This window comes from Marinobacter salsuginis, assembly GCF_009617755.1.
Taxonomy (GTDB): Bacteria; Pseudomonadota; Gammaproteobacteria; order Pseudomonadales; family Oleiphilaceae; genus Marinobacter; species Marinobacter salsuginis.
This window is the reverse complement of sequence record NZ_BGZH01000001.1, coordinates 1,496,718-1,508,742: the sequence shown is the minus strand read 5'-3', so window position 1 is coordinate 1,508,742 and position 12,025 is coordinate 1,496,718. Positions and strand designations below refer to the sequence as shown.

The 12,025-nt window shown below is 59.3% G+C and carries 9 protein-coding genes; 2 read left to right on the top strand and 7 right to left on the bottom strand.

Annotated features, from left to right (window positions below; genetic code table 11):
- Positions 1-6: 6 nt before the first annotated feature.
- Entirely contained in the window at positions 7-1,383 is a 1,377-nt protein-coding gene (locus GJU83_RS06975) for a sigma-54 dependent transcriptional regulator (RefSeq protein ID WP_153633973.1), read from the bottom strand.
- A 286-nt stretch (positions 1,384-1,669) separates the two neighbouring features.
- Here GJU83_RS06975 and GJU83_RS06970 point away from each other — a divergent pair, with 286 nt between their 5' ends.
- A complete protein-coding gene (locus GJU83_RS06970; RefSeq protein ID WP_153633972.1) occupies positions 1,670-3,484 on the top strand; it encodes an SLC13 family permease in 1,815 nt (604 codons plus the stop codon).
- A 68-nt stretch (positions 3,485-3,552) separates the two neighbouring features.
- The gene (senA, locus tag GJU83_RS06965) at positions 3,553-4,920 is read left to right on the top strand and encodes a selenoneine synthase SenA (RefSeq protein ID WP_153633971.1); all 1,368 of its coding nucleotides are present in this window, start codon (positions 3,553-3,555) and stop codon (positions 4,918-4,920) included.
- A 25-nt stretch (positions 4,921-4,945) separates the two neighbouring features.
- Here the strand turns inward: senA and GJU83_RS06960 are convergent, their stop codons facing one another.
- From GJU83_RS06960 to dusB, 6 genes are all read right to left on the bottom strand, one after another.
- On the bottom strand, positions 4,946-6,520 hold the full coding sequence (locus GJU83_RS06960) for a cation:proton antiporter domain-containing protein (RefSeq protein ID WP_069182024.1): 1,575 nt from the start codon (positions 6,518-6,520) through the stop codon (positions 4,946-4,948).
- Between the two features lie 109 nt (positions 6,521-6,629).
- Entirely contained in the window at positions 6,630-7,568 is a 939-nt protein-coding gene (locus GJU83_RS06955; RefSeq protein WP_153633970.1) for an alpha/beta fold hydrolase, read from the bottom strand.
- A 114-nt stretch (positions 7,569-7,682) separates the two neighbouring features.
- Positions 7,683-8,969, bottom strand: coding sequence for a phosphoribosylamine--glycine ligase (purD, locus tag GJU83_RS06950; protein ID WP_153633969.1), 1,287 nt, complete (start codon positions 8,967-8,969; stop codon positions 7,683-7,685).
- A gap of 12 nt (positions 8,970-8,981) precedes the next feature.
- Complete coding sequence (purH, locus tag GJU83_RS06945; RefSeq protein WP_136631362.1) at positions 8,982-10,562, bottom strand: bifunctional phosphoribosylaminoimidazolecarboxamide formyltransferase/IMP cyclohydrolase; 1,581 nt, start codon at positions 10,560-10,562, stop codon at positions 8,982-8,984.
- 84 nt (positions 10,563-10,646) lie between these two features.
- Positions 10,647-10,964, bottom strand: a complete 318-nt coding sequence (gene fis, locus GJU83_RS06940) for a DNA-binding transcriptional regulator Fis (protein ID WP_008170934.1) — start codon at positions 10,962-10,964, stop codon at positions 10,647-10,649.
- Positions 10,961-11,959 (bottom strand): tRNA dihydrouridine synthase DusB, encoded by a 999-nt coding sequence (dusB, locus tag GJU83_RS06935; protein WP_069182020.1) that lies wholly within the window; start codon positions 11,957-11,959, stop codon positions 10,961-10,963. Before dusB ends, fis begins: the two co-directional genes overlap by 4 nt.
- Between the last annotated feature and the right edge of the window lie 66 nt (positions 11,960-12,025).

The following is a 12,025-nucleotide window of genomic DNA, read 5'->3' as shown; positions in this document are numbered from 1 at the left end:
ACTCCTTCAGCTGTCTTTCTGAAGCCGGGTTGAGGGGCCGTGGGGCACGTGGTGCTTGTCCATCAGCCGGTAGAACGAAACCCGTGAAATATTCAGCAGCCGGGCAGCTGCCGACACGTTGTTGTGGGCAAGCGCGAGACTTACCGAGATCGCCTGCCGATCGGCTCTGGAGCGGAAAGCGTCCAGTGAGAGGTCTCGGTTGCGGTCGTGGTTATCCGCCGGGTTAGTGGAAAACCCCATGTCTTCGGCCCCGATCTGTGGGCTTTCTCCCAGCAATAATGCCTGACGCAAACGGTTCTGCAGTTCCCTGAGGTTGCCGGGCCAGGGGTGCCCGGCCAGGCAAATCATTGCATCGTCCGTGAGGCGCCTGGTGCCTCGGGCTGAGGGTGTGGCCGACAGTATCCGGCTGGCCAGGATGGGAATGTCTTCCTTGCGTTCCCGCAACGGTGGTAACAACACATGCAGGCTTCCAAGCCGGTAAAACACGTCGCTGCGGAAGGCCCCGGTCTTGACCAGCTGTTCAAGCGGCTTCGTGCTTGTTGCAATTAGTCGAGTGTCGACACTGATGGGATGGTTGGAGCCCAGGCGCTCGATCAGGCCCTCCTGGAGGAAGCGCAGAATGGCGGATTGTTGCTCTGATTCAAGCTCGTCGACACCGATCAATAGCAAAGTGCCGCCATTGGCGGCTTCAATGCGCCCTTTCTGGACGCTCATGGCATGGGTAAAAGCGCCTTTTTCGTGGCCGAAGAGCTCGTTTTGGGTCAGAGAGCGGGGCAGGGCTGCACAGTTCACGGCGATCAGTGGCTTGTTTTTACGTGGTGAATGATCGTGTATGAAACGGGCTGCGGCTTCTTTGCCGGTCCCGTTCTCGCCATAGATCAGTACGGATTCCTCCGTGCGGGCAAATTTCTGCAATAACGCTCTGACATGCCGGATCGCCACCGAGTCACCCTCGAGAGCAACGTCGTGATAACAGGCGGGCTTGGTCCGAGACGCCTCCGCCTGAAGTTCAGACATACCCCAAAGGTGGCCAAGAATGGCATTGAGGCGTTCGGCCTGCAGAGGCATCGTGTGATAGTCCGTGCAGTAACGGTTAATGAGGGCACAGGCGTCCGGGTTCTGGATCTGGTGAGGCTCCAGCGTGGCAATCCAGTGCTGGATCGGAATCGTGTCCAGCCACTCGGGCAGGTGGGTCAGTTGATCGGCGCTCAACGAGCCAAGATCAAACACGCCGACTCTGGCCCCATCGACGGGCGTCTCTCCTGCCGCGGGTTTGTCTGAAATGGGAATGTGAACAAGCTGCCAGTCCCTGAGCAAGGGTCCGATGGCAGAAGGGCACGGGTACACCGCCGACAACCAAACGAGCGGTCGTTTTTCCTTCATGGCGACTCTCCCTGAGACTTTGCCTGGAAAACGAACTGCTGGACGTTCAGTAAATGTTGGTAATACCGGAACTGCTGGATCCGATCACTGCCCTGTGACCGCATACGGCTGGGGGAAACAGGCAAACAACTCCTGCTGGCGGACATTCAGTTTGTATGCCAGTTTATACACTTGTAGGCCTTTCAGGAGCTTAAAGAGAGAGGGTTCTGTCATTCCTGGCTCCCTGTAAAGTTTGCCGACACAGACTGCAAACCAGACGGGCAGGGACTGAAAGCATGGAGTTACAGTGAGCGTCAGTCAGGCTATTGTTTTTTCGATACTGGGCATCGCCCTGGTGCTGTTCGTCTGGAATCGAATCCGGTTTGACCTGGTCGCCCTGATGGCGCTTCTCGCCGTTGCCATCGCCGGGATCGTGCCGGCAGATCAGCTATTCGATGGCTTCGGCCATCCGGCTGTTGTGACCGTGGCTGCGGTTCTTGTGATCAGCCAGGGGCTGGTCAATGGCGGCGTTGTTGACCGCCTGGCGCGCCTGCTCGGTAAGGTGGGGCACCGGCCGACCCTGCAGGTGCTGATGCTGACGTCTGTGGTGGCCCTGTGCTCGGGCTTCATCAACAACGTCGGTGCGCTTGCGCTTCTTATGCCGGTGGCAATCTGGATGTCCCGGGAAGCGGGGCGCTCTCCGTCGCTGCTGCTCATGCCACTGGCATTTGGTTCTCTGCTGGGGGGAACCATGACGCTGATTGGCACGCCCCCGAACATCATCATTGCCAGTTATCGGGAAACGGGGTCCTTTGGCATGTTTGATTTCGCGCCGGTGGGCCTGGCGATTACCCTGGCAGGCATTGCCTTTATCACGCTGGTCGGGTGGCGCCTGACGCCAAGACGAGGCAAACCCGATGATGGCGGCAAGCTGTTCAGTGTCGGGGATTATGTGACCGAACTCCGGGTTCCCGACGATTCCTCGCATGTTGGCGCCACACTCCATGGCCTGCTGACCCGGGCTGACGCCGACAAGGATGTGGTGGTGCTGGCGTTGATCCGGGATGACAAGCGGTCTCTGGCACCATCGACGTTTTCCGTTTTGCGTGGTGGCGATCTGCTATTGGTGGAGGCGGATACCGATGCTTTGCAGGAATTTCTCGACAGCACTGGTCTTGAATTGGCGAATGTAGAGGAGTCCTCCTCCAAAGAGTCTGAAGATCAGGAGAGTGCACCGGAAAAACCGCGCGAAAAGTCTCTGTCCGAGGGTGATGTCCGATTGCTGGAAGCGGTCATCACGCCGGAATCAGGCCTGATCGGGAAAACCGCCAACAGGCTGAATCTTCGCGAGCAGAATGGCCTCAATATTGTGGCGGTTGCACGCCAGGGGCAGCGGTTGCAGCGCCGCCTGGGGGACATTCGCTTTCAGGCTGGTGATATTCTCCTGGTGCAAGGTGAGGAGGACACCCTGCGCGTTACCCTTCAGGAACTCGGGTGCCTTCCGCTGGCAGAACGAGGACTCCGGTTCGGCCGCGAACGCAACGCCTTACTGGCCGGTGGGCTGTTTGTGGCTGCCATCGCAGGCATCGTTGTGGGCTGGTTGTCGCCGCCTGTTGCCCTGGTTGCCTGTGCCGTCGCCATGGTTCTCAGTGGCGTGCTCAGCAATCAGGAAGCCTACCGTGCGATCGACTGGCCGGTCATCGTTTTGCTGGCGGCTATGATTCCGGTGGGTCAGGCCCTCGAAAACACCGGTGGAGCGGAGCTGATAGCGTCCTGGATGCTGATGCTTGGCTCCGGGGGCGAGGCCTGGGTGGTCGTTACGATTGTACTGATGGGGACCATGCTGCTGTCGAACGTCGTGAACAATGCGGCGGCGGCCATTCTGGTCGCCCCCATCGCACTGAGTCTTTCGGGCCAGTTGGGCATTGCCGCAGACGCCATGTTGATGGCAGTGGCTATTGGCGCCTCCTGCGCCTTCCTGACGCCCGTGGGGCACCAGTCCAACGCGCTCGTTATGGAACCCGGTGGCTACCGGTTTGGCGATTACTGGCGCCTGGGACTTCCGCTGTCTTTACTGGTGGCCCTGGTGGCAGTCCCTGTCATTCTGACAGTCTGGGGGTGAGTCTGTTTAACGCCGTTTGGCACTCTCTGGTATGCTGACAAAACCGTTGATGATAAGTGGTTGGCCAGATGACAGCGATTGAGCAAATCGATGCGGCAAAGGCGGAATTGCTGGATCAGCTTGAATGGACACGCAAGCGTACCGAAACCCTTGTAGGTTCTCTGCCGGAAAGCGCGCTGGATGTTCCCTACCATCCGGGCGTGAATCCACCGCTCTGGGAGATGGGGCATGCTGCCTTCTTCTACGAGGTGTTTGTATTCAATCTGCTGGATGGCACGCCCAGCCACGATCCATCCATGGACGATCTCTGGGATTCGTTCCATATCGAGCACCGGGATCGCTGGAACCGGGAGCTGTTTCCCGGGCGCCAGAAGACCCTCGACTACTTCAATCTCATCTATGACCGCGTGGCCGAACGGATCGAAAAGGAGCCATTAACCGACCAGGCCGTTTACCTTTACCGCTACGCGATCTACCACCAGAACATGCACATCGAGTCGATGATCTGGTGCCGTCAGACCGTCGGTTATCCGGCGCCTCCAGACACAGATCTGTACCGGCCTGCACCGGGTGAACCGCATCACGGAGATGCGTTGGTTCCGGCAGGAGAGTGGCTGATCGGGATGCCGGGCGAATCCCAAAGTTTTGCCAGTGACGACTTCGCCTTTGACAATGAAAAGCCGCGCTTCAGCGTGAAGCTGGATGCTTTCGCCATTTCGAAATGCCTGGTCAGTAACCGCCAGTTCCAGGAGTTCGTGGAAGACGGCGGCTATCGGCGCCCTGACCTCTGGTCATTTGGTGGACGCAAATGGCTTCAGACCGAAACCGACGTGGCCCTTGTACATGGCAGTCGGGAACCCCTGTTCCGTGCTCCACGTCACCCGCTGTACTGGCGCTGGCATGATGAGCAGTGGCAGGAGCGAGTGTTCGACCGGTGGCAGCCCCTGAATCCGGACGCTCCGGTTACCCATGTGACGTTCTGGGAAGCAGAGGCGTATTGTCGTTGGGCAGGGCGTCGGCTGCCGACAGAACACGAATGGGAAGTTGCCGCTCTGGGGAATCGTCCGGGCGAGCCGTTCCGGCGTTTCCCATGGGGGAATGAGGCGCCGACCAGTCAGCTCGCGGATCTGGACGGGAGAGCCATGGCCCAGAACCCGGTGTTTGATTTTCCTGAGGGCGACAGTCCCTTTGGCTGCCGCCAGATGACCGGAACGGTCTGGGAGTGGACCAGTGATCAGTTCCTCCCTTACGACGGCTTCAAGGTGGACATGTACCCTTTCATGTCCACCTTGCAGTTCGGCGATCACAAGGTCACCAAAGGCGGCGGGTGCGCGACATCATCCTGTCTGATCCGCGGCACCTATCGTCAGGCTTATCTGCCCCAGCGCAATGATGTCTATACCGGCTTCAGGACCTGTGCACTTGAGCGAGAGTAAACGTTAAGCGTTCGGGCCGATTCCACTACTCCGGATTGCCCGTCACCAGGGACGGTTTCGCCGGTGTCTCGTCGATCAGGTGGCTGGCCAGCGCAACGCCGGTCTCGCTCATGGTCAGATAGGCCTCGTCGGCGCCAGCTTCCCGGATCTGCTTTGCTTCGTCCTCATACATGGTGTGTGCCACGATAAAACCCTTGAACCCCAGCTTACGAAGCATACGCGCGGCGATGAGCTTGCCCTCGATATCACCCATGGCAAGGATCACCGATTGCACCGCCGGCATGTGCAAACCATTCCAGAAAGAAGCGTCCTCCGCGTCAGCAAAGACCACGTTGCGGCCCTCTTTCTGGTGTTGTTGGGCCTTAGCCGGGTCGGAGTCGAGCCCCATCAGTTTGGGCTGGTCATCGATCAGCCAGTCGTAGGCAGCGGTGCCTGTCCGCCCCATGCCCATGATCAGCACCCGGGTGTCGCCCAATGACAGCGGTTGTTCGTCCGGATGATGCTTGCTGCCCTCATACCGGCTGAGCCCCTGGGCGTAGCGTTCGTAGAGGCCGTGCGCGAACCGGTTGATGGGCGCTGATACCAGGAACGACAGAGACACCGAAATGGCCAGAGGTACCAGCCATTCAGGCAAGGCAACGCTGGCGACAATGAGGCCGAATTCGCTGTAGTTGGTCAGTGCCAGCGCACTCAGGAAGCCGCTGCGGGCCCGCAGGCGGAAGGCCAGTAGCAGGAAAAAGAACAGAATGCCTTTCAGCGGAAGGACCAGGCCGGCAATCACGGCAAAGAGGAGCGCGTCGCCATCGGGCAGCCCGCCAATGCCGATTTGCAGGAAGAAGCCCACGAGGAACACTTCCTTGACGCTCCAGAGCGATTTGGAAAGCTCCTGGGAGCGAGGGTGATTGGCCAGCATGGCGCCGAAAACAAGTGCGCCAAGCTCGGAACTCAGACCAACCGCTTCGAAGCCAAGTCCGCCGACAACAAGCGCAAGCAGCAGTCCCAGGAGAACCAACAGTTCGTCGTGGCCGCTGGCATCCAACAGTCGGAACAGAAGAGGTCGAAGTAGCGGCAACCCGAACACAATCAGCGCCCACTCGGAAGGTGTCTTCCCGGCCGCGAGACTCATGACGACCAGCGCAATCAGGTCCTGCATGATGAGGATGCCGATGGCGACCCGACCGTGGAATGCCCGTAGCTCCCGTTTGGATTCGAGCACCTTCGCCGCCAGTACGGTGCTCGAGAAGGACAGGGCAATGGCCAGCATCAAGGCTGTCGACCATTCGATATCCATGAGCAGGTACAGCCCGGGCGTAAAGACCGCGCAGGTAATTCCGAAATGCAGCAAACTGCCGCCAATCACTTCCGGGCTGACGATGGAACGGAGCTTCAGTTTAAGCCCGACAGTGAATAGCAGCAGGAGTACCCCAAGGTGCGCGATGTGTTGGAGAACGTTGGTCTCCTCGATCACAACACCGGTTGCCTCGGCGATGCCACTGAGCACGAAGCCTGCGGCCAGATAGCCAACAAGCGGAGGGAGTCCAACAAGCTTGACCAGCAGGCCAAGGCCGAAGGCAAAGGTAATCCAGATCGCTTCAGGCATGGGGTATCAATTCGGATGTCAAAAACACAATAGTTGCTAGGCTACCCTGTTTTCCTCTGCTCGTGTACTCGCAGAAGGTGGAAGGCAGGCAAAGTAACCCCCAAAGGCTTCATTCTGCTGGTTGCCCGATAAAGGTTCGGAACAGTTCTGCCGATTCTGCGGGGGCCTCCACCATGGGTGCGTGACCAATGCCTTCCATTAGCTCCAGGCGGCTACCCGGTATTGCTTCCGCAAACACCTCGCCGTTGCGGTAGTTTATAACCCGGTCCTCTTTGCCCCAGATGATCAGGACCGGCGCCTGAATCTCTGTGATGGCGTCGCGGAAGTCCGACTCGAAACCGGCGTCCCGGATGGCCGCAAAAATTACTTCGTTCACTTCCCGATTGGCAATGGCCCGCTCTTCCATTACACCCATGATCGGCCAGGGCACAAAGGGCTCTTTCTCAAGTGCAAATTCCATGAGTCGCTCGAAATCACCGGGTTTCCTGGGGATCAGGGGGTTGTCTCCCTCCATCACCAAATCCACCAGCTCGCTTTCATACTCGAGAATACCCGCCGGGTCGAACAGCACCGCCGATTTTACTTTACCGGGATGGTTGGCGGCATAGAGAGCCGTAATCGCACCCCCCATGGAGTTGCCCATAATGTGGGCGTTATCGACGGAAAGCGCGTCGAGAATCTGTGCGACGTAACCGGCCTGGTCTTCCAGGCGATAGCCGATATCGATGGGTTTGCTGCTCTCACCATGCCCGGGCAGATCGATCGCGTAGACATTGAAATCGCCGGTCAGGTGGCCGGCGAGGCGGGTCCAGTTGTCTTTGTTGGCCCCGAACCCGTGGATCATAACGATGGTGTCGCCATCCACCGCCTTGTGATTCCGCAGATAGGCGATATCCAGGCTATCGACAGTCACGGTATCTGCTTCCAGGCCCGCCGAGGACCGTTCGAGCCCGATGGCCGTCTCGTAAATGCCCTGGCGTGAGCAGGCGCTCAGAAGCAGAGAGACGGTCAGAATCAAAAACAGGTTACGGGTTAGCGGGCGTGGCATCAGGGGCTCCTTTCGGTTGGCTTGTCGGCATCCGTTGCGAGGCGTTTACATTACTCCATAAAAAAGCCCGGTCAATGACCGGGCTGTGTTTTCGCCGACTGGTTCTGCCAGGGCTCAGGGCTGTTCGCGGGCAATGGCCCGAAAAGCGATGTCCTTGCGATAGAAAGCGCCGTCCCACTGGATCCGTGAGGCCAGTTCATAAGCCCGTTTCTGAGCCTCGGTAACGGTGTTGCCAAGTGCGGTGGCGCAAAGTACACGGCCACCGTTGGTGACGACCTGGTCTCCGTTCAGGCGAGTGCCGGCGTGAAACACCTTCTCGCCCTCGGTTTCGGTTTCCGGCAGACCGGAGATGGCATCGCCCTTGTTATAGCTGCCCGGGTAACCACCGGCTGCCAGTACGATACCGACGGAGGCCCGCTCGTCCCACTCCGAGGGGCACTGGTCCAGCTTGCCGTCGATAGCGGCATCGCATAGTTCCACCAGATCGGACTTCATCCGCAGCATGATCGGCTGGGTTTCCGGGTCGCCAAAGCGGCAGTTGAATTCGATCACTTTCGGGGCGCCGCTGTTGTCGATCATCAGGCCAGCGTAAAGGAAACCCTTGTAGGGGTGGCCCTCAGATGCCATGCCGCGCACAGTCGGGTAAATGACCTCATCCATGATGCGCTGGTGAACGTCGGCGGTAACCACCGGAGCGGGTGAGTAAGCGCCCATGCCCCCGGTATTGGGGCCGGAGTCGCCATCGCCCACCCGTTTATGATCCTGGGAGGTGGCCATGGCCAGTACGTGCTCGCCATCCACCATCACGATAAAGCTGGCTTCCTCGCCTTCAAGTAATTCCTCGATGACCACGCGGCTACCGGCATCACCGAACGCGTTGCCGGCCAACATGTCGCGAATGGCGTCCTCGGCTTCTTCCAGGGTCATGGCCACGATCACGCCCTTGCCGGCGGCCAGGCCGTCAGCCTTGACCACGATAGGGGCGCCCTGCTGACGGACATAGGCCAGAGCTTCATCCACGTCGGTGAAGTTGCCATAGCCGGCCGTCGGAATCTTGTGGCGTGCCAGAAAATCCTTGGTAAAGGCCTTGGAGCCTTCCAACTGCGCGGCGCCGGCAGTCGGGCCGAACACCCGCAGGCCACGCTGTTCGAACTTGTCCACGATGCCTGCCACCAGCGGTGCTTCCGGGCCGACGATGGTCAGTCCAACGTGGTTGGTGGCGGCGAAGTTGGCCAGTCCGTCCAGGTCCATCACGTCGATGTCGACATTTTCCAGGCCGCCTTCCCGTGCCGTGCCGGCGTTGCCGGGCGCTACAAAAACACGGTCTGCCTTGGGTGACTGGGCGGCTTTCCAGGCCAGGGCATGTTCGCGGCCGCCGGAGCCAATAACGAGAATATTCATGTTGCGTATCCCTCAGTGCCGGAAGTGGCGCATGCCGGTGAAGACCATGGCGATGCCGTGTTCGTTGGCCGCATCAATGACTTCCTGATCGCGCATGGAGCCACCAGGCTGGATCACAGCGGTAATGCCGGCTGCTGCGGCCGCGTCGATGCCGTCGCGGAACGGGAAGAAGGCGTCAGAGGCCATCACCGACCCTTTCACTTCCAGACCTTCATCCGCGGCCTTGATGCCGGCAATCTTGGCACTGTAGACCCGGCTCATCTGGCCGGCGCCCACGCCAATGGTACGGCCGGCCTTGGCGTAGACAATGGCGTTGGATTTTACGTACTTGGCTACTTCCCAGGCAAACAGCAGGTCGTTCAGTTCCTGTTCGGAAGGCTGGCGTTCAGTGACCACTTTGACGTCTTCCATGGCCACCATGCCCAGATCCCGGTCCTGGACCAACAGTCCGCCGGTTACCCGTTTGTAGTCCATGGAACGGGCGCGTTCACCATCAAACTCGCCGCAGGCCAGCAGGCGCACGTTCTTCTTGGCGGCGACCAGTTCCACCGCTTCCGGAGCGACGGTGGGGGCGATGATCACTTCCACAAACTGGCGGTCAATGATGGCTTTGGCGGTCTCTGCATCGAGCTCCCGGTTGAAGGCAATGATGCCGCCAAACGCCGAGGTGGGGTCGGTGGCGAAGGCCAGGTCGTAGGCCTGACGGATATCTGCACCGATGGCTACGCCACAGGGGTTGGCGTGTTTGACGATCACACAGGCCGGGTCGGCGAAGGGCTTCACGCATTCCAGGGCGGCATCGGTGTCGGCTACGTTGTTGTAGCTGAGCTCTTTGCCCTGGAGCTGTTTGGCCGTGGCTACGCAGGCTTCCTTCGGGTTACGCTCGGCGTAGAAGGCCGCGCGCTGATGCGGGTTTTCGCCATAGCGCATGTCCTGGACCTTCACGAACTGGGCGTTAAAGGTACGGGGGAAATCAGCGTTGTCGTTGTCCGGCGTGCGGCCACCCAGGTAGTTGGCAATGGCGCCATCGTAGCCCGCAGTGTGCTCAAATGCCTTGACCGCAAGATCAAACCGGGTGCTGTAGCTCAGTTGACCATCGTTGGCGTCCAGCTCTTTAAGGACCCGGCTGTAGTCAGAGGCGTTCACCACGATGGCAACGTCGTTGTGGTTCTTGGCCGCAGCGCGAACCATGGTCGGACCACCGATATCAATGTTCTCAATGGCAGTCGCCAGATCACAGTCGGGTTTGGCAACCGTCTCCTCGAAGGGGTAGAGATTGACCACGACCATGTCGATGGGGTTGATGCCATGCTCGGACATGACCGCATCATCAGTGCCCCGACGGCCAAGTATCCCGCCGTGAATCTTCGGGTGAAGGGTTTTTACCCGGCCATCCATCATCTCGGGAAAACCGGTGTAGTCGGAGACTTCGGTAACCGGGATGTTGTTTTCTTTCAGGAGCCGGAAGGTGCCACCGGTGGAGAGCAGCTCAACGCCGCGTTCGGTCAGGGCACGTCCGAAATCGACGATGCCGGTTTTATCACTCACGCTGATCAGGGCGCGACGGACGGAGGTGTTAGCCTGGTTTGCCATGGGTCACTTTCTTCGCTGGAGATGAACGAATAAGGGCCTCGCGAATGGTGTCCGGGAGGCCCTCGTCAAATCAGGGTGTCTGGATTATAGCAGACCGTACTGCTTCAGCTTCTTGCGCAGGGTGCCGCGGTTCAGGCCCAGCATGGTGGAGGCCTTGGTCTGGTTGTTGCGGGTGTATTTCATCACCTGCTCCAGCAGCGGAGCTTCCACCTCGGACAGTACCAGCTGGTAGACCTCGGTCACCGGAGCGCCGTCCAGTTGGGCGAAGTAGTTTTTCAGGGCAACCTCCACGCTGTCACGCAGGGTGACGGTGTTGCCGCTGCTGTTCACCGTCTGCAACTGATGGATATCATCGTTGGCCGGGGTGCTCAGGTTATCGTTTGCCAAAGTCTCAGCGCTCATGCTGCGAATACCTCTCCATTTCGTAAGCCTGCAAAATACCGTTGAATCGTGTCTCTCTGCTCCAGCGCATCGTCGATGGCGTTGAAGCGTTTGCGGAACTGTTTACCCGGATCGTGGGACTGCAGGTACCAGCCCACGTGTTTTCTGGCAATGCGCACACCCATGGTCTCGCCATAGAAGGCGTGCAGTGCCTGGAGGTGCTCGGTCAGAATATCTTCGACCTCGTCCAGCTCCGGTGCGGCCATGTGGCTGCCGGTTTCCAGGAAATGCCGGATTTCCCGAAAAATCCAGGGGCTACCCTGGGCGGCACGGCCTATCAGCAAGCCATCGGCACCGGTGTGTCGAAGCACGTCCCGGGCTTTCTCAGGAGATGTAATATCCCCGTTGGCAAACACCGGGATGCTGATGCGGGATTTCACATCGGCGATGGTGTCGTACTCGGCGTTGCCCTCGTACTTGTCCGCACGGGTCCGGCCATGAATGGCAACCGCCTGAATACCGGCATCCTCCGCCATTCGGGCAACGACCAGTGCATTGCGATTGTCCCGGTCCCATCCGGTACGCATCTTGAGGGTGACGGGAATATCAACCGCCTGAACCACCGCCTCAAGAATGTCGCGCACCAGGGCTTCATCTTTCATCAGGGCAGAGCCGGCGGCCTTGTTGCATACTTTCTTGGCCGGACAACCCATATTGATGTCGATGATCTGGGCACCGAATTCCGCATTCTGACGTGCGGCGTCGGCGAGCATCTGCGGATCACCGCCGGCGATTTGCACCGAACGGGGCTCCGGCTCACCCTGATGATTCAGACGTGTCCGGGATTTGCGCGTATGCCAGAGTTTGCTGTCCGCTATGACCATCTCCGACACCGCCAGACCGGCGCCCAATCTCCGGCAAAGCAGACGGAAAGGGCGGTCTGTTACGCCAGCCATGGGCGCAACAATCAAGGGGTTGGGCAAGGTGTACGGCCCGATTTTTGCCGTTGGCAGCATGATCTGAGTCCGTGTCACAGCGGGTTAAGCAAAGGTCGGGCTGAGCGGTTGTTCAATAAGTAACCG